A 23,716-nucleotide genomic window follows, 5' to 3' on the forward strand; every position below is an offset into this window, starting at 1 on the left:
CGCAGCGAAATAAAGGAGGAGGCCGCAGGCCGGGGGACATTCGCGGAGAAAGGTACCCCGTCGGCGGGTGCGCACCCAGGACGGTATTCCGATTGCATCTCACACCCCCCAATGCGGAATATGGTGCGACCCCATCGACACCGCAACATTCTTCGGTTCGCAGAACACTTCATAGCTCCACGTACCGCCTTCGCGCCCCGTCCCAGAGGCCTTGGTGCCGCCAAAGGGTTGTCGAAGGTCTCGTACGTTCTGGCTGTTGACGAAGCACATGCCAGCCTCCACCGCAGCCGCCACGCGGTGCGCACGGCCGATGTTCTCGGTCCATACGTAGCTCGAGAGACCGTACTGGATGTCGTTGGCCAGGCGGATCGCATCGGCCTCGTCCTTGAACGGAATCAGGCAGGCGACCGGGCCGAAGATTTCTTCTTGCGCAATCCGCATGCGGTTGTCGACGTCGGCGAAGACCGTGGGCATCACATAGTTGCCCTTCTTCACGCGGTCGGGAAGGTTGCCCGGAACCTCGAGCCCGCCGCACAAGAGCGTCGCGCCTTCCTTCGGGCCGAGCTCGATGTAGCTGCGCACCTTTGCCAGGTGGCCTTGTGAAATCATCGGGCCGACGATGGTCTTCTCGTCGAGCGGGTCGCCCACGGTGATGCGCTTCGCGCGTTCGGCAAACTTCGCTGCAAAGTCCGCATAGATCGACTGCTGCACCAGGATGCGCGAGCCGGCCGTGCAGCGCTCGCCGTTGTTGCTGAAGATCATGAACACCGCTGCGTCCAGCGCACGGTCGAGATCGGCGTCGTCGAAGATCACGAACGGGCTCTTGCCGCCCAGCTCCATGCTGAATTTCTTCAGGCCCGCGCTCTTCACGATGCGGTTGCCGGTGGCAGTGGAGCCGGTGAACGAGATTGCGCGCACATCGGGGTGCGCCACCAGCGGCTCGCCCGCTTCCTTGCCGTAGCCGTGCACCAGGTTCAGCACGCCCGCCGGAATGCCCGCTTCGAGCGCGAGCTCGCCCAGCCGCGCAGCCGTGAGCGGCGAGAGCTCGCTCATCTTCAGCACCGCGGTATTGCCGAAGGCGAGGCAGGGCGCGACTTTCCATGTGGCCGTCATGAAGGGCACGTTCCACGGGCTGATGAGCGCGCACACGCCCACGGGATGGAACAGCGTGTAGTTCAGGTGCGTGGGCGTGGGGTAGGTGTGGCCGTCGACGCGCGTGCACATCTCGGCAAAGTAGTAGAAGTTGTCGGCCGCACGCGGAATGAGCTGCTTGCCGGTTTGCGAGATGACCTGGCCGCAGTCGTTGGTCTCGGTCTGTGCGATCTCGGGCACGTGCCTGGCAATCAAATCGCCGAGCTTGCGCACCAGCTTCGCGCGCTCGGTCGCGGGCAGCCCGGCCCACCTGGGTAACGCTTCCTTGGCCGCGGCCACGGCCGCATTCACTTCGGCTTCGCCGCCCGACGCAACCTCGGCCAGCACCTCTTGCGTGGCGGGATTGACGGTTTCGAAGTAGTCGGTGCCGGCAACGCTCTTGCCGCCGATGAGGTGATGGATCTGTTGCATGGGTTCCCTGCGAGGGTCGGTCAGTCGAGTTTGATATCGCGCGCCTTGATCAAGGCGTGCCATTTCTTGCGCTCGGCGTCGACGAAGCGCGCCATCTCGGCGCCGTCGACGGGGCGTGCTTCCCAGCCGGCATCGAAGAGCTTCTGGCGCACGCCGGCGTCGGCCATGGTCTTTTGCAGGTCGGCGCCGAGGCGGGCTTGCGCGTCCTTCGGCGTGGCGGCGGGCACCACGAGGCCCTGCCAGGTGTAGGCCTCGACGCCGGCGTAGCCCAGCTCTTTGGCGGTCGGCACATTGGGCAGCTGCGGAATGCGTTCGGCACCCATCGTGATGAGCGGCACCACCTTGCCGGCCTTGACCGCGCTCACGCCGCTGGGCAGGTCGAGCATCATCAGCGGCACCTGACCGCCCATCAGGTCTTGCAGGGCGGGTGCGCCGCCCTTGTAGGGCACGTGCAGCATCGAAACGCCGGCTTCGCGCTGAAAGAGTTCCAGCGCCAGATGGTGGGGGCTGCCGGTGCCCGGCGTGGCAATGCTGTATTTGCCCGGCGATGCCTTCAGTGCGGCGATCAGCGCCTTGGCATCGGCCAGGCCGGCATTGGGCGCGGCCGTGATGACCAGCGTCGAGCGGCCCATCATGCCCACCATTGCGAAGTCTTTCTCCGCGTCGTAGGGCAGCTTCTTGTAGAGCGCGGGGTTGTACACCAGCACGCCGTTGTCGGCCGAAAACACGGTGTAGCCGTCGGCCGGCGAGCGCGCCACGTTCTCCGACGCGATGATGGCGCCCGCGCCAGGGCGGTTGTCTACCAGCACCGGCTGCCCCAGCTGCTGCGAGAGTTGCGCGCCGGCGGTGCGCGCGAGAAAGTCGGTGCCGCCGCCCGCGGGGTAGCCCACCACCCAGCGCACGGGCTTGGCGGGGAAGGGCTGCGCCTGCGCATGAGGTGCGATGGTGGCGGCGGCGAAAGCCACCAGGGCTGCTGCGAGCCCGAGCTTGTTCCTGATCGTCATGTGGTTTGTCTCTTCTGTAGTTGGTATTTGGGGCGAAGCAGGCGGCGCGGCGGGTGCGGCGTTAGGTGGCTAGGTCACTAGGTATCGCCGGAAATGGTGTTGACCAGCGCGCCAATGCGCTCGATTTCGGTCACCACCACGTCGCCCGGCTTGCAGTCGACCACCCCGTCCGGCGTGCCGGTGAGGATCAGGTCGCCTGGCGAGAGCGTCATGAACCTGCTGAAATATTCGATGAGGAACGGCGCATCGAAGATCATGTCGCGCGTGCTGCCCTGCTGCGTGACCGTACCGTTGACCGTCGTCTTGAGGGCAAGCGCCATCGGGTCCGGCACATCGGCCGCATCGACGAACCACGGGCCCAGCGGCGTGCAGGTGTCGCGGTTCTTCACGCGCAGGTTGGGGCGATACCAGTTCTCAAGATAGTCGCGAATCGCGTAGTCGTTGGCCACGGTGTAGCCGCCGATGAAGTCGTAGGCGTCATCGCGCTTCACGTTCTTCGCGGTCTTGCCGACCACGATGGCGAGCTCGCATTCGTAGTGCATGAACTGCACGCCGCTCGGGCGGTGCGTGTGCTGGCGGTGGCCGATGAGCGTGCTCTGTCCCTTGACGAACACCAGCGGTTCCTCGGGCGCCTTGAACTCGAGCTCCTTCGCGTGATCGGCGTAGTTGAGGCCCAGCGCGAGGATGGTGCGGGGCCGCGCCGTGGGTGCGAGCGGCGGCAGCCAGGTGAGCCGCTCTTGCGGCACGATGCGGCCGTCGTCCAGGCGCACGGCCGCGTCGGACTGGCCGCCGAATTCGTGGGCGACACCGGTGTGCTCGCGGCCTTCGAAGATGACGCGTGCGTGCTTCATGCGGTGGTCTCCTGCACCAGCGTGTTGATCAATGTCTCGAAGCCAGGCGAGGAAATCTCGATGCGGTCGCCCGCGCGCGCCAGCGGCCGGCCGGCGTCGCAACCCAGCAGCAGCACATCGCCGTGCGCGAGCGTCATGAATTCGCCCACATCGGCAAGCAGTTGCTGCGCCGGCCGCACGAGCTGCGAGAAATCGATCGACTGCTTGAGCGCCCCGTTGATGCGCACCTCGACGCGAAAGTTTGCCGGGTCGGCCACTTCCTGCGCATCGCGCAGCGCCGGGCCGATGCCCAGGAATCCGTCGATGCACTTGAACTTCACCGGTGGGCGAAAGAAGCTCGCATGCGGGATCGACAGATCGTTCATCAGCACAAAGCCTTCGATGTCGCTCTCGGCGCCGATCACCATGCCGATGCTCGCGCCGATCTCCACTTCGGGCACGGATGCAGGCACGGTGATCGCGCTGCCATGCGGACTCCAGGTGTTGGCGGTCTTCACATAGAGCACCGGCGCTTTCGGCGGTGCCTTGTAGGGCGGCTGCGTCATCTGCGGCGCAAGCGCTTCCACTTCCGCGCGAAAGTTCAGCAGCGTGCCGTACACCGTGCCGGTGGGCAGGAAAGGAGAAGGGGTCATTCGGGCTGCTCCAGCGCGATCAGTTCGTCGAGCAGCCCATACAGCTGCGTCAGCTTGGTCTTGCCCAGCGACTGCTCCAGCCACTGGTAGTGCGCCTCGATGCTCGAGGACAGCTTTTTCACCAGCTTCATTCCATGCGCAGTGGCTTCGACGACGGTGCGGCGCTGGTCTTCGGGATCGCGGCTTCGGGCGATCAGGTTGTCGCGCTCCATGCGCGCGAGCACACCGGTGAGGCTCGGACCAAGAATGAACGCCTCGCGCGCCACGCGGCCGGTTTCCACCGCCCCGTGCTCGCCCAGCACGCGCAGCACGCGCCACTGCTGGTCGGACAGCGCGTGCTCGCGCAGGCTGGGCCGCGTGTGAGCCATGACGGCTTCACGGGCCTGCAGCAGCAGGCGCGGGAGGTTGCGGTGGGTGAAGGTGCTGGCCACGTTTTTCTAGTTCGGCAAATTAGTTAACATGTTAAATGATCGGGCGTGACGGGGCCGGGATGCAATCGGGAAAACCCGTGTCAGGTGAGAAGAGGGTGACGGCGCCCAGCGAATCGGAGCCAGGCGGATTGGCAGGAGCCGGGGGGCGGCCTCAGGAAAGGAAGGACTTCTCGCCGCCGTACTCCCGGGCGACAAGCTCCAGCGTGTCCGCCATGGTCTGGCTCAGCGTCTCGGCATGCACTTCCGAGACTCGGATATCCCTGCCGGTGGTGTCCTCCTGAGGCCCGCGGATTTCGCAGGTCAGGTAGAGACCGCCTTGGGTGGGAATCAGGTAGCTTGCGACATTCAGCGTGACGTCGCCAAATTGCAGGAAGGCATACAAGCTCGAGAATTTCAGAGTGTCGGGATACTTTTCCGAGCCATCCGTGAAGATGAGATGGATGTCCTTGGGGCCGAGTTCGCCGAAGACGTCCGGCCTCTGCTCGAACCTGGTCTTCTTCCTGAAGCTCGCCAAGGCCTTGTCCAGCCGGAAGAGGAAGTTCGGCACATAGACATCGTTGTCGTTCTCGGTCAAATGCAGGTTCAGCGCGTGGATGTCCACACGGCGCATCGAGGCGCTTTCCGGGTCTTTCGCGCCCACCTCGAATTGAAGGATGTCTTTGCTGCCGAAGATGTGATTGAGCATCGGTGATGATTCTCCACGAAGGTGGTTCTTGGCACCTGGCTGGCGCTACCCACGGCACTGCGGCACCGAGTTGGCAAACCTGCGCTGGTCGGCATTCAAGGTGAGGCCGCCCCTCACTCCCTTGAGCGTGATGCCATTTTCCGATCCGGCCCAGTGATAGACCCGGTGTCCGGAATCCTGGAACTGGTGGATATTGCCGGCACTGTCCCGCGCAAATCGGACGCTGCGGTCGCCGGGATAGGACTGGCTGCTTCTGAACAGCTCCCGGTGGTTGTCGGGGAGCACGCTCTTTCCCGGGTTGTAGCGAACGTTCCCTCGTCCCGGTGCATTCCACTTCGGGTCGTGATGCCCCGGGTTTTCGTAGTGGTCGAACTTGCCGTCATTACCCTTGACGCGTTCGAGGATCTCATGTTCGTGGGGACCTCGCTCGCCGATCTCCCAGAATGGAAGCCTCGGGCTGTGCTGAAGGCCCAGGGGGTCGATGCCGAGGATGGGGTTCTCGGCGTAGCGCGTCAGGTTCTCCCCGGCGCGTAGTCGCAGTGGATCTTGCGAAACGAACTGGCCGCAGTTCGGATCGAAATAACGGTACCGGTTGTAATGCAGCCCCGTTTCCGCGTCGAAGTACTGGCCCTGGTAGCGCAGCGGGTTCGAGATCTCTTCCTGGTGCAGCGCCGCAATCGCACCTCCCGCTTCGTAGCTCGCTGACCAAGCCGTGTGTCCCTCCTTGGTCGTGATGCGCGTCGGGCAGCCGTTGGGATCGACGTGGTAATACAGTGTCCTGGTGTCGTCGCCGTCGCGCTCCATGAGAGCCAGGGGCACGAAGGTGTAGGGATAGCAGACGTACTCGCGCGCGTGCCGATACCTCGCGCTCGCGTTTTGTCCGCCCTGCGGCCGTCGGACGCTCGCGACCAGGCGCAACGCGGACGCTGGCTGTGCGGTCACTGGCGTCCTTGCGGCTTCGTGGCTTTCGACCAGTTCGCCGAGCAATGCGTTTCCATCCCAGAAGAACCAGGTGGTGTGCGTCGGGCTGCGCTTGAAGACGCGCCGTCCCGCCGGGTCATAGCCATAGCGGGTGGCTTGCGTGCCCCTGCGGCTTTCGGCCAATCGGTGGTTCGCATCCCACAGGAGATCCAGCCCGCTCCCGGCCGGCTGCTCGGCAGTGCGCGTCTGCACAAGGTCTCCGGCGCGGTCGAACACATAGTGAAGCCCCCCATAGCTGCCCTCCCGCGTCCAGAACGCTGGCTGGGAGCTATCCTCGCCACTTGCCACCTTCTTATGCGGCGTTTGCCGGATGCGCGTCTGCAGGCGATCGCCGGCCGGGTCGTGCAGGAACCGCTCGACGCGGCCTTTGGGATTGGTGTGCTCCAGGAGTTGTCCGAGAGGGTCGTAGCGATAGTCGTCTACACCTTGCTGGCTATCGGTCCGGTGCACGAGATGGCCCGCGCGGTCGTACTCGTAGCTGGTGTCGAAAACCGGCGCCGCCTCCTTGAGCAGACGCTGGGCGGTCAGCAGGTCGCGTGCGTCGTAGTCGAAGCGGCGCTCCAGTTGCATGCCCAGGCGCTCGCGGGTGGTGCGGCCCAGCGCATCACGGGTTATCGCGATGGGTGACTGGTCGTCGATAGTGATGGTCTCTACCCGATTGCACAGGTCGAAGGCGCAAGCCACGCGATGGCCCGCGCTCGTCTCGCGCAAGATGCGGTTGCCTGCTTCGTCGTACTGGCTCGTCACCCGGAAACCGCCCTGCAGTTCTTCCAGCAGATGGCCCGCAGGGTCGAAACGGCGTTTGACGTGCGCAGCGTCGTTGCGCATCTCCACCAGTTGCCCGCACCGGTCGTAGGAAAAGTGTTCCTGAACCTGCCGCTCCGGTCGCAGCGGGTCGGCGAAAGTCTTCCGCGTGATGCGACCCATCGGATCGCAAGCGAAGGCAATGCGTTGGCCCAGTGGGTCGATGGTGGCCGTCAGGCGCCCCGCCGTGTCGTATTCGTAGTGGCGCGACTGGCCCCAATAGTCCATTTCTTCGACAACGCGGCCCAGCGGGTCGCGGCGCAGCGTGTACCGCTCGCCGCGCTGGTTGGTCAGGCCGATCAGCCATTCCTCGGTGTCGTAGTGGAAATGCACCGTCTGCCCGTCGGGTTGGATGCGCCGGCCCACTCGGCCGGTGCCCACGTACTGCAGCCGTGTGCGGGCGCCGCCTTCGTCGATATAGGCAACCAGCTGGTCCTCGGCGTCGTAGGTGCAGTCGATCTGCTGGCCGCCGCCGGGCTGCGCAATGCGCAGCAGCCGGCCCTTGGCATCGTAGTGATAGCGGGTGGTTCGGCCCAATGTATCGGTTTGCGTCGCCAATCGCCCAAGCACGTCGTAGCCGAAGCGGCTTTCATGGCCCAGCGGATCGGTCAGCACGCACAGTTGGCCATGCCGGTCGTACCGAAGGTGGGTAACCGCGCCACGGGCATCAACGTGCCGTATCAACTGCCCGCGCGCATCGTGCGCGAAACGCGTGATGGCGCCCCGCGGGTCGCATTGGCTGACCGGGAGGCCGCGGGCGTCGTAGACCTGGGCCCAGCGATGGCCCAGCGGATCGATCACGGTGAGAACCCGGTCCTCGTCGTCGTACTCATTGCCGATGGTGCTGCCGTCCGGCCGCCGCACGCCCAGCAGATTGCCCCGCGCATCGTAGGTGAACCCCGTGCGCAGACCCCCGGGGGTGGTCACGGCCACGGTGCGTCCCACGTCGTCGTATTCAAAGGTGGTCACCCCGTCGAGCGGGTCGATCTCGGCCAGCGGCAGCCCGGCCTCGTCGAACTTGACGACGGTGATGTGCCCCAGCGAGTTGGTGACTTCGGTCTGGCGCAGCACGGCGTTGTAGGCGAACCGGTAGTCGTGCAGCCCGCCGTCGCCCCACGCGTGCACCACGCGCCACTGCTCGTCGTACGCGTAGTGAAACGACAGGTCCGTGCGATCCGTGTGGCGCGCCATGCGGTGCTGCAGGTAGGCAAACTCGCGCGCCGCGCCCAGCGCATCGATGGCCGCCAGCAAGTCTCCATCGAGGTGGCGGTAGCGCACCAGCGGATGGTCCTGTCCGGTGGCGGGGTCGCGCAGCGCCATGGACTCGATGTACCCCCCGCGCGATCGCACCTCGATGCTGCGGCCCGGGAGGCCGTCAACGCCGCTCTCGGCGATACGCACCAGATCGCCGCCCTGGCGCGCGAAGCGCCAGTGGTTGCCGCAGGCATCCTCGATGCGCGTGATCGGCAGGGTCGCGGCCAGAAGCTCTCCCTTGGTCGACAGCGCATCCTCGAAGTGATAGCGCAGGCCGCTCTTGAATCGCACCACCAGTTCGCTGCCCTGGCGCATCAGTCGCGCGCCGTCGACCACGTCGAGCACCTGCTGTCCCTCCGCCTGGGGCAACGCAGGGAACAGCGCGAATTCCTCCGGCCCCTGCAGGCTGATCAGTCCGTCGGCTTCGATTGCCAGGCGCACATCCGCCGGGGTTTGCCAGCCGTGGCCGCAATGGCCGGGAAGGGCGTGGTCGCGCGACGCGTAGACGCGTATCCAGCTCAGCGGCAGCCGCCCCGGAACGTGAAAGTCCTCGTGCGTCACCGAGACGCTGCCGTCGCGGATGTCCACCGGTTCGGCGCGCAGCACCTGGCACTTGAGAAAACCCGGCGGCATGTTCTTGAACACGCGCCGCGCAATGCGCGTGTAGGCGCGGCCCAGGGCCTTGAAGAGCCCGCGCTGGATCATTGCGCCCCACGAAATGGTGGGCGGACCGCCCACGAACACCTGCGGCGGAATGGCGATGTTGAAGGTGGTCGGCAGCATCAGGCTCAGCCGCAGGGGCTTGACCGCCTTCTTCTTGCGGAACGGCGGCACCATGCCCACGATGTTGCAGGCCAGCACCGGCATGCTGATGCGCGAAAAAGGCTCGCCGTCAGTCAGCACGGTGCGGCTACCCATGAAGAGTTCGTCGTCGAACTGCGGGCCGCCGGGCGCCTTGATTACCGGCATGGGCGCACCGATGAGGATGTGAAAGTCCACACCGCCTGTGCCGGCGTTGGCGCGGCGCACGCCTGCCACCTCGACGGTGGCGCCGAGCGGCAAGGGAATGCTCGCGGGCATCTCGCCGCCGCCGGCCGGTGCGCCCGGAGGCGGCGGGACCGCGGGGGCCGCAGTGCCCTGGCCGATGGCGTCCAGACCGGCCTGCATGGCGCCGTCCACGGCGGCCATGCCTTTCACGATCGGGTTGTCCGGCGAAACCTGGATGGTCGGCAGGTAATCGAACGGGTCCATCACGATGCCGATGTGCAGCGTGGGCCACACGCCGGGCGGTGCCAGGTAGGTGTGGGCGTCGATACCCAGCTGGGGGTCGAAGTGCTTGGCCGCGAAGAACAAGGTGCTTCTCTCTCTGTCTGGCGTGTGGCGTGTGGCGGGCCGGCGCGGCTCAGGCTGCCTGGACGAAGGGCTGCGGATCTGGCAAGCGGGCGAACTCGGGCGGCTCCCGCCATTCGTCGATTCCCTGGTCCAGCGGATGGCTCACGTGCGGCAGTCCGCTCCAGGCAGGGTCCAGCCATTGGCGTCCCAGGGCGATGACCGTGCGGAATACGTCCTCGCTGCTCTGCACCCACTTTTCGCGCTCGCGCAGTTGGGTCTGGAACGCCTGCTCGTAGCGCTGCGCGAGCCGCACCTCGATGGCCTCGATCGCAGGCCGCGGCGGCCGGTCGCTCAGCCGATGTCCCGCCAGGTCCGCTTCGACCAGGGCCGCGCGCGCATCGCGCTCGTAGCCGGTGGCGCAGCGCGCGATGTGCTCGCAGCGCTTGGGGTCCTGCATGACGAGCATGTCGTGCAGCAGCTGCGGCACGGTGCTCTGGGGGCGGTCGGCATCGGCCATGATGCGCGCCTCGCGGACGCCGGCCAGTGCCGCAGCCCATGCCTTGTCGCGCTCGCCGGCGCTGCGCCAGGCCTGGGCAGCGGCGCGATGCCCTTCGACGGCGAACATGCTGTGCGGCACGCGGCGGGCCGCTTCGGCGGCATGCTCGAAGGCAAGGGCGGCCTGCTTCATGTCGCCCGCCGCCGCACAGGCGCCGCCTTCGGCCATCCAGCCCTGCATGAACAGCGTGGCACCCATCGGGTTGCCGGCTTGCGCTGCCTCTGCCGCCGCATCGCGGGCCCGTCGGTAGCGCGTGATCGAGGCGCCGAAGTCGCGCGCCTGCAGCCGGGCGCCGCCCACCATCATGTCGACCACCGCGCGCTGGTCGGCCCAGCCGTTGCGGGTGGCCAGCCGCAGGGCGCGCTCGCCCGCGGCTTCCACCCCGGCCGCGTCGCCCTGGCGCAGCAGCGACAGCATGTCGGCATAGAGCTGCCGAAAAAGAGCCACGCCGCTGCCCCCGCCGCCGCTCTGGGCGGCGATCTCGCGCGCGGCGTCGAGGATGTCCAGCGGCGCATCGACCACTCGCATTGCGCCGGCATGCCGCTCCACCAGCGGCTGCCATGCGCGCGTGTCGCTGTCGTCCACCAGAACCAGCCGCAGCAGGCCGGCCTCCTGCTGCGGCATGGGCGTCTGCATCGCCGCATCGAACCAGCGCTCGAAGCATTCGGCGCTGCTCACGCTGCCGGGCTGCAGCACGACCGACATGCGCTGGCAGCGCAGATGCCGTGCGAGCGAACGGCCGGTTTCCATGAAGCCGGCGGCGCTGTCCCAGCCGGGCCTGGATTCTTCGTCCCAGGTTGCTGCGACGCCCTGTTTCACGAGTTGCGGGCGGTTGTGCCGGTAGGTGTCGACCAGCTGCTGCCGCAGCTCGCGGCTGTAGCGAAAGCCGGTCTCGAAGGCCGTGTCCAGCCGCAAAAACAGATCGGGCGTGCTGTATTCGCTGTCGAGCATCTGGAGCGTGAAGAAGGCCTCCAGCATGCGTTGCGAGTCGGGCGGCACGCGCAGCACGATGGCGCGCAGGGCGGGGTCATCGGTGCGCTCCCACCACAGGTCGTGCAGCTGGGCCATTCGCTTCTCGACGGGGTTGCGTGTCGACACGGCGGCCTCAGCAGTTCAGGAAGATCTTGGTGCCGTTGACCGTGACGCCGGCGTCGTCGAGCATGAGGGTCGCGCTGCCGGCGCGCAGCACAATGCGCCCCGGCGTGACCTCCACCGTGGTGCCTTCGACGTTGAGCACCACGCTGGTCGGGCTCGCATGCGTCATGGCGCCGGAGGAGAAAGTGTCCAGCGTGCCGCCCTCGGCGCTTACTCCGACGTTGTCCGACGCCACGGCGGAAAAGTCCCCGCCCTGCGCGAACAGCCCCACGTTCAGCGCGGCCGTTCCATAAATGTTGGCAGCCGAGCTGGTCACGGAAAAGTCGCCTTGCGAGGTGGCCGAGGCCGGCCCCGCCGGCACGTTCAGCGTCATCGCGTCGTTGTACGTTCCGCTGTGCGACTTGGCGGAAACCGTGTAGGCCTGCCCGATGGTGGTGGTCTGCCCGAGCGTGACGCTCCATGTGTCGGTGTCTTGCGCCGTGACGGTGCGGGCCTTCGTCACCGTCAGCGAATCGGTGCCCATGACCGACGTGCTCTGGTTGCCCGTGACGCTGGCGGTGCGGTTGGCCTTGGCGGTGTGCGTTTGGTCACCCGTGACCGTGAGGGTCTCGGTGCCGGTGATCGAGTGGCTGCGGTCCGACTTGACGGTGACCGTCTCGTTGCCGTCCACCGTCTCTGTGCGCTTGCCGTGAATCGTGATCGTCTCGTCGCGATCTACCGTTTCCGTGCGGTTGTTCTTGATGTGATTGGTTTCGTCGTGGTCGACGGTCTTTGTGCGGTCGCGGCCCACCGTGTGCACTTCGTCGTTCTCGACTTCGATCAGCTGGTCTTTTTCCGCATGCAGCCAAAGCTGCTCTTCGCCTTTCTTGTCCTCGAAGCGAAGGGCGTTCGCGTTCTCGCTGGTGCCGCCTTCGGAACTGCGGGACAGCAGGCCGCTTTGCGTGGCATTGCCCGGCAATTCCCACGGAGGCATGTTGTCCGCGTTGTACACGCGGCCGGTAATGATCGGCCGGTCCGGGTCGCCGTATTCGAAGTCGACCACCACTTCCTGGCCGATGCGCGGAATCTGCATGCCGCCGAAGTTGGTGCCCGCCCATGGCGAGGACACCCGGACCCAGCACGAACTGTTTTCGTCCTTGGTGCAGTAGCGGTTCCAGTGGAAGCTGAGCTTTACGCGCCCGTACTGGTCGGTCCATATCTCACGGCCCGCGGGGCCTGTGACCACCGCCGTCTGCGGCCCGGCCGTCCGGGGTTTGGCCGAGTCGGGGTTCGGGCGGAAGATGTTGCTCGCGGGGATGACTTCGAACTCGACGTTGCACTGGAACTCCTCCTGCCCCGTCGTGTCGCCCGCCTCCTGCAGGAACAGGCGCGCCGCCGTGACGAGGTAGTCGGCGTTCGCGCTGTCCTGCGGATGATCGACCAGCGTGAAGCGATGGCCGGTCGCAACGCCCCGCAGGTTGCCCGCGCCGCTGGCCACCTGCCCAGGCGCGCCGGCTTCTTCCATTCGTGCACGCGCGAGCTGCTCGCCTTCGGATTCCACGACATAGTTGCCGGGCCACGCGAACACCTCCCGCGTGCTGTGCTGCGTGCGCCGCGGCATGGCGCGGGTCTGCATGAGGTTCGCCTTCGGCCGTGTGAAGTCGAAGTCGCCCGTGACCCACCTGCCGCTTTGCAGGCCTTCGGCCAGCCGGAAGCGGTGGCAGTGCTCCTCGTTGGACGATGCCTCCATGGCACTGAAGGGAATCCGCTGGTAGCCGCCCGCGGGAAAAGGCCGGTGCGACTGCATGTCATCGACGATCACCATCGTGTGGCTGCCCTGGCCGTGCTCGAAGTAGTAGTACAGCCCCCACTCGTGCAGCAGGCGGCTGACGAAGTCGTAGTCGGTCTCGCCGTACTGGACCACGAATTCGCGCGCGGGATAGCTGCCCGTGGTCCGCACCGAAAGCGGAAAGCCGTACGCGCCGAGCACTTCGTTGACGGTGTCGAGCACGCTGTTGTTCTGGAAGATCTTGAAGTCCCGCGTTCGCTGCGCCAAGCCCAGCCAGGGCTCGATGACGACTTCGTAGAGGGCGCGCTTGCCCTCCAGGCGCAGAAATCGGGCGCGTGTCACCAGGCCGGAGATGTGGCGCTCCTGGCCAGCCCCGCCGACGCGGCCGTCGAGCAGGATGTGAACGCTGAACTCCTCGCCGATCAGTGGCTTGAGCTTGACGTTCGCTGCCGAGCGGGCATCGATGTCCGCGGACTCCGGCGTGATCAGCGTGATGGTGTAGCTGTAGGGGCGGCTGAGGGCTTCTTCTCCCTCCACCCGCATCGGCTCGAGTGCATCCATGCCTGCGAACGTGGGCATGGCATTGGACGTCGCGGCGAGCTTGCGCCCGCGATTGAAGACGGACATGACGTTGAGACTCCCTGAATGGGCCCGGGCGGATGCGCCAAGGACCGAAGCCCCGCTCTTGTTCCGAGCGCATTTCGAAAGTCCCGGCAACGCGAAGCGGACCGGCGTTTTCGAGCATTGCGCCGAATGGGCGGGTGCTCGCAGATGCTATCGCGGCCTCTCCCGGTTTCGCAAGGCAGTCATTTTTATGACATTTCCCCTGGCTGGCGGACATTGCGCATGCCGTGCCTCCCTACACTTCGGCATGGCCAAGGAAAAATCTCTCTTCGTCTGCAGCGAATGCGGCGGCACCAGCCCCAAGTGGCTCGGCAAATGCCCGAGCTGCGGCGCCTGGAACACACTCATCGAGCAAGTAGCGGGCAGCAACAGCGGCCCGGCCAACAACCGCTTCGGCACGCAATACGCCGCGCTCGCGGGCGTGTCCGAACTCGCAACCCTCTCTGAAATAGAAGCAACCGACGTTGCGCGCACGCCCACGGGGCTCGACGAGCTCGACCGCGTACTGGGCGGCGGCATCGTCTCGGGCGGTGTCACGCTCATCGGCGGTGACCCGGGCATCGGCAAATCGACGCTGCTGCTGCAGGCCGTCGATGCGCTGCAGCGCGCCGGGCAGAACGCGCTCTACGTTACCGGCGAGGAAAGCGGCTCGCAGGTGGCGCTGCGCTCCAAGCGGCTCGGGCTCGATCATTCGCAGGTGCAGGTGCTGGCCGAAATCCAGCTCGAAAAAATCATCGCCACGCTCGACGCCAACCGGCCCGCCATTGCGGTGATCGATTCGATCCAGACGGTGTATTCCGACCAGCTCACCTCTGCCCCCGGCTCGGTGGCGCAGGTGCGCGAATGCGCGGCCCACCTCACGCGCTTCGCCAAGACCAGCGGCACGGCGGTGGTGCTGGTGGGCCACGTCACCAAGGAGGGCGCGCTCGCGGGCCCGCGCGTGCTCGAGCACATGGTCGACACGGTGCTGTACTTCGAGGGAGACACGCATTCGAGCTTTCGTCTCGTGCGGGCCATCAAGAACCGCTTTGGCGCGGTGAACGAAATCGGCGTGTTCGCCATGACCGAGCGCGGCCTCAAGGGCGTGGCCAACCCGAGCGCGATCTTCCTGAGCCAGCATGCCGAGCCGGTGCCCGGCAGCGTGGTGCTGGTCACGCTTGAAGGCACACGGCCGATGCTGGTCGAGATTCAGGCGCTGGTCGACAACGGCGGGCCGAGCCCGCGCCGCCTTTCGGTGGGCCTGGACCGCGACCGGCTCGCGATGCTGCTTGCCGTGCTGCACCGCCATGCCGGCGTGGCCTGCATGGACCAGGATGTGTTCGTCAACGCAGTGGGCGGCGTGCGCATCAGCGAACCGGCGGCCGACCTGGCCGTGATGCTTGCCATTACTTCGAGCCTGCGCGGCAAGCCGCTGCCCAAGGGGTTCATCGCGTTCGGCGAAGTGGGGCTGGCCGGCGAAGTGCGCCCCGCGCCGCGTGGGCAGGAGCGCCTGCGCGAAGCCGCCAAGCTGGGCTTCAGCGTGGCCGTGGTGCCCAAGGCCAATGCGCCGCGCAAGGGTACGAAGGAGATCGAAGGCCTGACCATTCACGCCGTCGAACGCATCGAAGAGGCGATGGACGTGGTCCGCCGCCTCGACTGATCACCGGAGGAAAAAAATGCCCGGCGCACCACAGGCGCGCCGGGCCACCCTCCCTACCCCCCGATGTGCATCGTGAACGCCGGTCCGCCGTTGAGCACGCATTGGCCGCTGCCCAACGTGGCCGAGTTCATCGTGTACTGGCAACTCAGGTTGCCGCCGCGATTGCCGCTGGCGTTCGCCAGGCCGGCACCTCGCGAGCCCGCAACCCGGGTCGCCTCTCCCTGAAACTGCTCATTGCCGATCACCGTATTGAAGCGTCCGCGTCCGTTCATGTCGTTGGTCACCGTGCCTGCAATGGTTCCGTAGCGCGCCGCTTCGGCGTTCGACGGATACAACCGCGCACTGAAGCTTTGCGCCACCGGGCCCGGTGCCACGGCATAGGCCTGCGAAGGCGGCGCCGCGGGAGCGGGTTGTCCGAGCGGCACCACGTAGCAGCCGCTGAGTGCGGTGGCCGTGAGTGCGGCGCAAAGGCTGAGACGAACGAATGTGACGGATCGGGGAATGCTCATACGCTTTTCAGTGGCCCGGGCTGATGCCCGTGAAATGAAATGTGCCGCCCGGCGCCCCCGCGCCATGTGCTTTTCAGGGCGAGTACCGCGCCGCGCGCCCGGCGGTAGCCACGGCCGCTACTGCCGCCGGCCTTGCCGCGGCGGCAAGAAATCGCCCCCGATTCATATGCGTACTTTCGAATGACGCCCGCGGGGCTCAGGCCGCCGCGCGGCGACAATGCGCGCCATGAATTTCCAGAAATTGCTGGTGCCCGTGGGCGCCATCGTCCTTCTAGGGCTGGCTTGGCGCAGCGGCGGATGGGGCGGCGTCGCCCTGGCGGGCGGCGTGATCGTGATGTTCCTGCTGATGCACTTCACCCGCGCCATGCAGGTGCTCAAGCGCGCGGCCGATCGCCCGGTAGGCTATGTCGCAAGCTCGGTGATGCTCAACGCCAAGCTCAAGAAGGGCGTGACGCTGATGCACGTGATTGCGATGACGCGCGCGCTTGGCGAACTGCGCTCGCCGCAGGACGAGCAGCCCGAGCTTTATCGGTGGACCGATACGGGCGGCTCGTACGTCGACGCCGTGTTCAACGGCGGCAAGCTGCAAAGCTGGACGCTGACACGCCCTGAAGCGGAGCCCGACGCCGCTCCGCCTTCCGAAGAAAACACGGCGGGCTGAGCCGCCGCGCGGCGCCGTCGGGTCAGAAGGGCGCGTCTTCCTCGACCTCGGCATCCGCCGGGGTGGTGGTCGTGGTCGCTTCCGCAGCAGCCTTGGGGGCTACATCGGTCGGCGCGCCGCTGAAGGCCGCTTCGCCGCCCAATGCATCGAGCAGCGCCGGCACCAGCTGGCCGAGCTCGCCGGTGGCAATGGCCACGTCGGCATCGAAGTTGTCTTCCTTCTTGCCGCCCGAGGCACCGTCGCCCGTGCCTTCGAGGAACACGATCTTGCGGATCAGCATGCCGTGCGTCAGCTCGAAGGACACGCGGTCGTCCCAGGTGAGCGCCAGGCGCGTGGGGCGCTTGCCGTCGGTGATGTGCTTTTGCACTTCCTCGATGTCCAGCGGATGCTTGGCGTAGCGCACCACGGCCTTGGAATCGTCCGAAGCCTTGAGCTCGCATTCGCGGTCGATGGTGAAGCCGGCCGGCGGCTCCTGCGTGAGCAGCCAGTTGGCCATGGCGGCGGCGGGTTCCACCTGCGTGTTAATGAGGGCCACCGCAAAGCCGTCGAGCGACTTCACGAGGCTGGTCACCACTTCATCCGCGCGGGCGGCATTGGCGCTGTTGATCACGAGGCGGCGCTCGGCCTGATCGATCCACACGGCCACGCGCGCGCTGCGCGTGAAGGCCATGGGCAGCAGCTCGAGGGTGATGTCTTCCTTGAGCTCTTTCTTTTCCTTCTTGCCGGGCTTGCGGCCGGTGGTGGCTTCGATTTGCGCGCAGCGCTCGTCGAGCTTGCGGCGCACCACGGAGCCGGGCACCTGCTTGCTCTCGATCATGTACTCGACCAGCCACTGGCCGCCGATGGATTCGACCAGCGGGCCGTTGGCTTCGCCGCGGGGCTCCACCCAGCCGGCAGATTTTTCCTGCGAAGGGCCGCAGGGTTCGAAGCGCTGCTTGCCGAGGCCTTCTTCGATCTCGGTCAGTGTTTGGGACCAGGCAGGTTCGATGCGATAGACGATGACGTTCTTGAATACGGACACGGAAACCCTTTTTCCACTGGTTTGGACAACCCGCCATTGTCGGGCACCCCGTTCCGCCGGGCGCCGTAAAATCGAAAGCTTTTGCGACTCCCGGGTCGCTCCCCACACAGCTGCCCCCCAAAGGAATCAGGAAATGAGCTCGATCCCCCCCTCGCTGGACGACCGTGACGGCAAGATCTGGATGGACGGCGAACTCGTGGACTGGCGCGACGCCAAGATCCACGTGCTGAGCCACACGCTGCACTACGGCTGCGGCGCCTTCGAGGGCGTGCGCGCCTACAAGACGGCCGAAGGCACGGCCATCTTCCGCCTGGCCGAGCACACTGAGCGCCTGTTCAACAGCGCCAAGATCCTGCGCATGAAGATCCCCTTCTCGCAAGAGCAGCTCAATGAGGCCCAGAAGCAGGTCGTGCGCGAGAACAAGCTCGAAAGCTGCTACCTGCGCCCGCTGATCTGGATCGGCTCCGAAAAGCTCGGCGTCAGCCCCAAGGGCAACAAGGTGCACGCCATGGTCGCGGCCTGGTCCTGGGGCGCCTACCTGGGCGAAGAGGGCATGAAGCGCGGCATTCGCGTGAAGACCTCGAGCTACACCCGCCACCACGTCAACATCACGATGACGCAGGCCAAGACGGTGAGCAACTACACCAACTCCATCCTCGCCAACATGGAAGCGCTGGACGACGGCTACGACGAGGCGCTGCTGCTCGACGCGAGCGGCTTTGTCTCCGAAGGCGCGGGCGAGAACATCTTCGTGGTGAAGGGCGGCGTGGTCTACACGCCCGACCTGTCGGCCGGCGCGCTGAACGGCATCACCCGCAACACCATCCTGCACGTGTGCAAGGACCTGGGGCTCGAGCTGGTGCAAAAGCGCATCACGCGCGACGAGGTCTACATTGCCGACGAAGCCTTCTTCACCGGCACCGCGGCCGAAGTGACGCCCATCCGCGAGCTCGACCGCGTGGAAATCGGCAACCGCGGCGACGGCGGCTCGCGCGGCCCGATCACCGAGAAGATCCAGACGGCCTTCTTCGACATCGTGAACGGCAAGAACTCCAAGTACGCCCACTGGCTCACGAAGGTCTGAGAAACATGTCTACCAACGCAGTCGTCGAACTCCTGGCCAAGGAGCTCAACCACCAGGGCGGCGTGTTCTGCCCCAGCCCCAAGGCCGACATGAAGCTCTGGAACACCCATCCCAAGGTGTACCTCGACGTGGCGCGGACCGGCGAGGCCAAGTGCCCGTACTGCGGCACCGTCTACCGCCTGAAGGCGGGCGAGACGGTGTCGTCGCGGCACTGAGGGGGGGCCGGCCGCTGTCGGGTAGCTATCCGATGGCGATCTAGCTGGAAGCGGGAGCCTCGGGCACAGCTGCCATGCGGCTTCCCGGCAACAAGTCGTTCCAGGGCTGGACGCTCCGGGGTTCTTGCGCAAGCCGCAGGTACACCATCGCAATCCACAGCAGCGCCAGGCCGATCTGCGCATCGCGCACGGCCGAATTCACGCTCGATGCGATCAATGCGATCAGCGTGGCCGCCAACGCGTAGCGGCCCGCAATGTCGGGCCGTTTCCATGCCTGCCAGACAGCGCCGACCATGATCACCAGCAGGCTCAGCAAGGCCGGCAGGCCGCCCTGCGCGCCGACCCACAGGAAGTCGTTGTGCGGCATGTTCGAATCCGCAAACATCGCCGGTCCGCGCTTGTGCCACTGGCTGGTCCAGCCGCCGATGCCCCATCCGGTGAGCGGCCGGTCGGCAATCATGAGGCCGGTGTCGCGGTACATGTAGTAGCGGATGACCCAGCTGCCCTTGAAGACCGCGCCGGCCTGCGCCTTTTCGATTTCCTCGATGCCGGTCTCGACCTTGTGCTGCAGCTGCGGCAACTGGTAGAGCGCGGCGGCCAGCACCACTGCGCCCAGCACCAGCGAGCTCACCAGCATCTTCAGGTGGCTGCGCCATTGGTGGATGCACACCACCGGAATCACCAGCATCAGCGCGAGCACCGAGGTGCGGGAGGTGAGCGGCAGCGCCACCACCAGGCCCAGGCCGAGCACCAGCACAAAGGCGGGAACGGCGCGCAGCGGCTTGTGCGCGGCGATCTGCGCAATGCCCCAGACCGCGGCCGTGGACGCCACCACGCTGAACAGCAGCGCGTTGCTGATCGACTTGTTGCCCACCTCCATGACCACCGCGCGCAGCGGCGACCAGATCGGAAAGCCCGTGGCGTAGAACGCGACGATCAGCACGACGTTCAGCGCCGCGATCAGCAGGAAGCCGCGCAGCGCCCACATCGCTTCTTCGCGCGTGAGCGCCATGGCCATCAAGATGGTGATGCCGATGCGCAGGCCGTGGAAGAGGTTGGAGCCCGTTTCGGGGTAGTGCGGCCCGATGGCCAGCACGATGAAAGTCCACCCCAGGTACGCCACCAGCGGCCACCACAGCGGGTTGGCGCGCAGCCGCTCATAGCGCTCGCGGTAGCTGCCGGCCACCAGCATGGTGGCGAGCAGCAGCAAGGCCGAAAGGTAGGTGACGCCGACGGGCAGGAACACCACCAGCCCCCAGAACGCGGCCGCGGGCCTGACGATGTGCGATCTCTGCATAGGGGCGGGATTTTAGGTGGGGCCGGGCGGCCCCCACCTGACTGGCCCCGGCCCGCCGCCGGAAGGCGGATTCAATGTGCGGGTGCGCCCGTCGGCAGGCGGATCACGAAGCTCGCGCCGCCTTCGGGCCCCTCTTCGCAGCGCACGCTGCCGCCATGCCGCTCGGCAATCGACTTCACCAGCGCCAGCCCCAGGCCGACGCCGCCGTTGCGCTCGCTGGCGCCGGGCAGCCGGTAGAAGGGCTCGAAGATGCGTTCGCGCAGGGCAGGTGGCACGCCGGGGCCGCGGTCGGTAACGCGCACCGTCGCAAAGCCGTTGGCGCTGCCGAGCTCCACCCTGATGTCGCCGTTGCCATAGCGGCGGGCGTTCTCGAGCAGGTTGCGGATCGCACGGCGCAGCAGGCGCGACACGCCGGGCACGGTGAGCCTGGCGTTGTCGGTGCCTTCGACCAGGTCGAGTTCGGCATTCACCTGCGAGCACTCCTCGGCCGCGAGCCCGGTCAGGTCGACCGCCTCGATGGTGCCCATGTCGGCCTCGCTCGCATCGAGCCGGCTGGCCAGCAGGATCTCGTCGATGAGCTGGTCGAGCTCGCCGATGTTGCGCGAGATTTCGTCGCGCGCCGCGGGGCTCGGGCGGTCGCCCATCAGTTCCAGCCCCATGCGGATGCGGGTGAGCGGCGAGCGCAGCTCGTGCGATGCATTGGCCAGCAGCGATTTGTGCGAGCGCACCAGTTTTTCGATGCGTTCGGCCGATGCGTTGAAACGTTTGGAGAGATCAGCCACTTCGTCCTGCCCTTCTTCGATCACGCGCACCGAAAGGTCGCCTTCGCCCCAGCGCTGCACACCGCGCTGCAGCGTCTCCAGCCGCTGGGTAAGGCGCCGCACGATGGGGTACACGCCCAGCGCCACGGCAATGCCCACGAGCGCAATCATCCAGCCCAAGCCGAAAGGCGTGCGCCAGGGCGCGAACCCGCCGGTGCCGGTGGGCCGGTCGCGCGGCGCCACGCGCAGCGTGATGGCCTTGCCGTCGCTCAGCGTCACATCGAACTCCAGCCCCTGGCCCGGCACGCGCAGGGCCTTGCCGCTGCCGATGGTGCGGTCTTGCGCATCGAGCACCACCACGTTGCGCGGCACCGGGGCGAGGCGCTCGCGCTCGGCCTCCGCGGCTTCGCGCACGATCCAATTGGCCATCAGCGTGAGGATGACGACGCCGCCCACCACCGCGAGCCAGATGCGGACGTAGAGGTGCCGGGAGTACAGGCTGCGCAGCATCGATCGGTCAGTCCTGCTGCTTGGCGAACACGTAGCCCACGCCGCGCACGGTAAGAATGCGCTTCGGGTTCTTGGCGTCGACCTCGATGGCCGCGCGGATGCGGCCCATGTGCACGTCGATCGAGCGGTCGAAGGCTTCGAGCTCTCGGCCGCGCACGGCTTCCATGATCTGGTCGCGCGTAAGCACGCGGCCCGCGCGCTCGGCCATGGCCACCAGCAGGTCGAACTGGTAGGAGGTGAGGTCGGCCACCGCGCCGCCCACGGACACGGTGCGCGCGTTGCGATCGATCTCGAGCGTGCCGAAGCGCATCACCGTGCTGGCTTCGGTGTCGGCGTTGTTCTCGCTGCGGCGGCGCAGCACCGCGCGGATGCGCGCCAGCAGCTCGCGTGGCTCGAAAGGCTTGGGCAGGTAGTCGTCGGCGCCGATCTCCAGGCCGATGATGCGGTCCATGGGGTCGCCCTTGGCGGTGAGCATGAGCACCGACACCTTCGACGCCGGTGCGGGCAGCGAGCGGATGCGGCGGCAGATTTCAAGGCCGTCGGTGTCGGGCAGCATCAGGTCGAGGATCACCAGGTCGGGCGCGTGCTGCTGCAGCTGCTCGAGGCCGCTGGCGCCATCGCCGGCATGGGTGAAGAGAAAACCCGACTGCGTCAGGTATTCGCCCACCATCTGCGCCAGGCGGGCGTCGTCTTCGATCATCAGGAGTTGGGGGGTGCTCATGCGCTTCATGGTCGTGCACGGGGGGCAACGGGGCTTGAACGCTCCGTAAAGTTGGGTAAACGCGGCTCCCGATGGTCAACCGGAAGCGCTGCGAAAAGCATAGCGCCGCTTTCCGCGCGTGCGGGCGGCGACGACATGTTTTCTTCGAGGAGAGAGGGCAGGGGGCAATCGCCCAGGTCCGTATTGTCGGCCCGCGCCCGCTCGAGAATTTCGCGTGCGAGCTGCCGCAGCTGCGCCGTCGAAGCCCGGATGCGCGCCTTGAACCCGGCATCGTCCAGCCGCGGGTCCTTCAGGCTCCGGTTGAGTTCGGCGAACCACGGCATTGCGGCCTGGTCGAGCAGCACCGGGGCGTTGCGCCTGGCGCTTGCCGCGGACCATGCGCGCAGCAGCTGCTGGACCGCCAGGTTCAGGCGCTGGCAATGCTGCAGTTCTTCCTTCAGGCTGCCGAGCAGCATCAGGTCGGTGAGCCGCTGCTGGAAGAAGATCTGCGACAGCACGCCCCAGTAGTAGGCGTAGTCCCAGATCACCTTCACCGGCAGCACCTCGGGGTCGCCGAACAGCGGGTACTGGTCCTGGTAGAGCGCCAGCGTGCTCTCGTAGAACGAGTGGTAGATCTGGTCGTACAGCTGCGCGCGCGCCTCCACCGAACGGCCCGCGCGGTCGTGCGCCACCAGGTCGGTGATGTAGGTGTTGCTCATCGCGATGAAGTCGCTGCCCGGCGAATAGAACGGGTCGAGAAACAGCCCCGCCTCACCCGTCAGCGCCCACCGCTGGCCCGAGAACACCTGCTTGCAGCCGTGCGAGAAGTGCTTGAGAAAGGCAAAGTCCTGCAGCAGGTGCCGCTTGCCGTCGAGCGCTTCATACAGGCGCGGCTGGTAGGCGGCAAACCACTGCATCGCCTTCTCGAAGGTGTCGATGGTGTCCAGCGGATGCAGCTTGGGGTCCGCCACGATGCCCACCGAGTGCGAGCCCGAGGCCAGCGGAATCAGCCAGGCCCAGTACCCGGCGCCGCACAGGTGATTGGTCGAAAGCCAGCGTGCGCGGGGATCGCAGCGCGCCTGCCAGTCGGCGTTGTCGCTCCAGTCGTCGATGGCAATGCGCTCGCCGATGCGAAACCACACCGCGTTGACGTTGTGCGCGTTGGGCTCGGCCAACCCCAGCTTGCGCTTGAGCAGCCCGGCCCGCCCGCAGGCATCGATGATCCAGCGCGCCTCGGCACTGTGCGTCTGGTCGCCGCGAGACCATTCGATGCGGTGCGGCGCCTTGGCGTCCGAAGCCAGTTCGATGCGGCGCACCAGTGCGGCATCGTCGAAGCGCACGCCGCGCCGAACGGCCTCCTGGGCGAGATAGTTCTCGAAGATGCCGCGGTCGATCTGGTAGCTGGGCACCGCCAGGTAGCGGCTCGCGCCGATCTCGGTGACCTGGTCGATGTCGCGTCGGCCCTCGCTGAAGAAAAAGCGAAAGCCGAACTTGCGCAGTTGCGCGCTGTCCATGTGCGGCTTGAGGCCGAGCACCGTGTCGAAGTAGTGCGCGCCGATTTCCACCGACGATTCGCCCACCTTGTGGGCCGCGTGCGGCACCGGGTGCTTGCGGCGCTCCAGCACCAGCACGTCGATGTTGTCGAAGCGCTGCTTGAGCTGCAGCGCCAGAGTGAGGCCCGCGAGCCCGCCGCCCATGATCACTGCGTCACATGTATGCGCAGTGCCGGTCATGGAACT

19 protein-coding genes are annotated in these 23,716 nt (G+C 66.6%); 4 read left to right on the top strand and 15 right to left on the bottom strand.

Going from position 1 to position 23,716, the window contains the following annotated elements; translation table 11 throughout:
- Positions 1-99: 99 nt before the first annotated feature.
- The 9 genes from hpaE to V9K97_RS20310 form a co-directional block, all read right to left on the bottom strand.
- Positions 100-1,563 (bottom strand): 5-carboxymethyl-2-hydroxymuconate semialdehyde dehydrogenase, encoded by a 1,464-nt coding sequence (gene hpaE / locus V9K97_RS20270; protein ID WP_337320224.1) that lies wholly within the window; start codon positions 1,561-1,563, stop codon positions 100-102.
- Positions 1,564-1,583: 20 nt separating this feature from the next.
- The gene (locus tag V9K97_RS20275) at positions 1,584-2,567 is read right to left on the bottom strand and encodes a Bug family tripartite tricarboxylate transporter substrate binding protein (protein WP_337296622.1); all 984 of its coding nucleotides are present in this window, start codon (positions 2,565-2,567) and stop codon (positions 1,584-1,586) included.
- A 77-nt stretch (positions 2,568-2,644) separates the two neighbouring features.
- Positions 2,645-3,418, bottom strand: a complete 774-nt coding sequence (locus V9K97_RS20280; RefSeq protein WP_337320225.1) for a fumarylacetoacetate hydrolase family protein — start codon at positions 3,416-3,418, stop codon at positions 2,645-2,647.
- Entirely contained in the window at positions 3,415-4,050 is a 636-nt protein-coding gene (locus V9K97_RS20285) for a fumarylacetoacetate hydrolase family protein (RefSeq protein ID WP_337320227.1), read from the bottom strand. Before V9K97_RS20285 ends, V9K97_RS20280 begins: the two co-directional genes overlap by 4 nt.
- Complete coding sequence (gene hpaR / locus V9K97_RS20290) at positions 4,047-4,481, bottom strand: homoprotocatechuate degradation operon regulator HpaR (protein ID WP_258503442.1); 435 nt, start codon at positions 4,479-4,481, stop codon at positions 4,047-4,049. Before hpaR ends, V9K97_RS20285 begins: the two co-directional genes overlap by 4 nt.
- A 151-nt stretch (positions 4,482-4,632) precedes the next feature.
- Positions 4,633-5,166 carry a hypothetical protein gene (locus V9K97_RS20295; protein ID WP_337320229.1) on the bottom strand — a complete coding sequence of 178 codons (534 nt, stop codon included), beginning with the start codon at positions 5,164-5,166 and terminating at the stop codon, positions 4,633-4,635.
- 45 nt (positions 5,167-5,211) lie between these two features.
- On the bottom strand, positions 5,212-9,558 hold the full coding sequence (locus V9K97_RS20300) for an RHS repeat-associated core domain-containing protein (RefSeq protein WP_337320230.1): 4,347 nt from the start codon (positions 9,556-9,558) through the stop codon (positions 5,212-5,214).
- Positions 9,559-9,607: 49 nt separating this feature from the next.
- Positions 9,608-11,191: a hypothetical protein gene (locus V9K97_RS20305; protein ID WP_337320232.1), complete on the bottom strand. Its 1,584-nt coding sequence runs from the start codon at positions 11,189-11,191 to the stop codon at positions 9,608-9,610.
- 7 nt (positions 11,192-11,198) lie between these two features.
- The gene (locus V9K97_RS20310) at positions 11,199-13,583 is read right to left on the bottom strand and encodes a type VI secretion system Vgr family protein (RefSeq protein WP_337320233.1); all 2,385 of its coding nucleotides are present in this window, start codon (positions 13,581-13,583) and stop codon (positions 11,199-11,201) included.
- Between the two features lie 244 nt (positions 13,584-13,827).
- Here V9K97_RS20310 and radA point away from each other — a divergent pair, with 244 nt between their 5' ends.
- Positions 13,828-15,219: a DNA repair protein RadA gene (gene radA, locus V9K97_RS20315; protein ID WP_337320235.1), complete on the top strand. Its 1,392-nt coding sequence runs from the start codon at positions 13,828-13,830 to the stop codon at positions 15,217-15,219.
- A gap of 53 nt (positions 15,220-15,272) precedes the next feature.
- Here radA and V9K97_RS20320 read toward each other — a convergent pair whose 3' ends face one another.
- Entirely contained in the window at positions 15,273-15,728 is a 456-nt protein-coding gene (locus V9K97_RS20320) for a hypothetical protein (protein ID WP_157611410.1), read from the bottom strand.
- Between the two features lie 217 nt (positions 15,729-15,945).
- On the opposite strand from V9K97_RS20320, the gene V9K97_RS20325 reads away from it, so the two are divergent.
- Positions 15,946-16,389 (top strand): glycerate kinase, encoded by a 444-nt coding sequence (locus V9K97_RS20325; RefSeq protein ID WP_337296615.1) that lies wholly within the window; start codon positions 15,946-15,948, stop codon positions 16,387-16,389.
- Positions 16,390-16,411: 22 nt separating this feature from the next.
- Here V9K97_RS20325 and V9K97_RS20330 read toward each other — a convergent pair whose 3' ends face one another.
- Positions 16,412-17,410, bottom strand: coding sequence for a recombination-associated protein RdgC (locus V9K97_RS20330; protein WP_337320236.1), 999 nt, complete (start codon positions 17,408-17,410; stop codon positions 16,412-16,414).
- A 133-nt stretch (positions 17,411-17,543) separates the two neighbouring features.
- Between V9K97_RS20330 and V9K97_RS20335 the strand changes: the two genes are divergently transcribed.
- Positions 17,544-18,494, top strand: a complete 951-nt coding sequence (locus V9K97_RS20335; RefSeq protein WP_337320238.1) for a branched-chain amino acid transaminase — start codon at positions 17,544-17,546, stop codon at positions 18,492-18,494.
- Between the two features lie 5 nt (positions 18,495-18,499).
- The gene (locus V9K97_RS20340; RefSeq protein WP_126747864.1) at positions 18,500-18,709 is read left to right on the top strand and encodes a zinc-finger domain-containing protein; all 210 of its coding nucleotides are present in this window, start codon (positions 18,500-18,502) and stop codon (positions 18,707-18,709) included.
- Positions 18,710-18,749: 40 nt separating this feature from the next.
- Here V9K97_RS20340 and V9K97_RS20345 read toward each other — a convergent pair whose 3' ends face one another.
- The 4 genes from V9K97_RS20345 to V9K97_RS20360 form a co-directional block, all read right to left on the bottom strand.
- Positions 18,750-20,006 carry an O-antigen ligase family protein gene (locus V9K97_RS20345; protein WP_337320240.1) on the bottom strand — a complete coding sequence of 419 codons (1,257 nt, stop codon included), beginning with the start codon at positions 20,004-20,006 and terminating at the stop codon, positions 18,750-18,752.
- A 71-nt stretch (positions 20,007-20,077) separates the two neighbouring features.
- Positions 20,078-21,277 carry an ATP-binding protein gene (locus V9K97_RS20350; protein ID WP_337320241.1) on the bottom strand — a complete coding sequence of 400 codons (1,200 nt, stop codon included), beginning with the start codon at positions 21,275-21,277 and terminating at the stop codon, positions 20,078-20,080.
- Positions 21,278-21,284: 7 nt separating this feature from the next.
- On the bottom strand, positions 21,285-22,007 hold the full coding sequence (locus V9K97_RS20355) for a response regulator transcription factor (RefSeq protein ID WP_258503459.1): 723 nt from the start codon (positions 22,005-22,007) through the stop codon (positions 21,285-21,287).
- On the bottom strand, positions 22,004-23,710 hold the full coding sequence (locus V9K97_RS20360) for an NAD(P)/FAD-dependent oxidoreductase (protein ID WP_337320243.1): 1,707 nt from the start codon (positions 23,708-23,710) through the stop codon (positions 22,004-22,006). The genes V9K97_RS20355 and V9K97_RS20360 overlap by 4 nt, the downstream gene beginning before the upstream one ends.
- Positions 23,711-23,716: the final 6 nt, after the last annotated feature.

Origin of the sequence: Variovorax sp. CCNWLW186 (assembly GCF_037203865.1) — a bacterium.
Taxonomy (GTDB): Bacteria; Pseudomonadota; Gammaproteobacteria; order Burkholderiales; family Burkholderiaceae_C; genus Variovorax.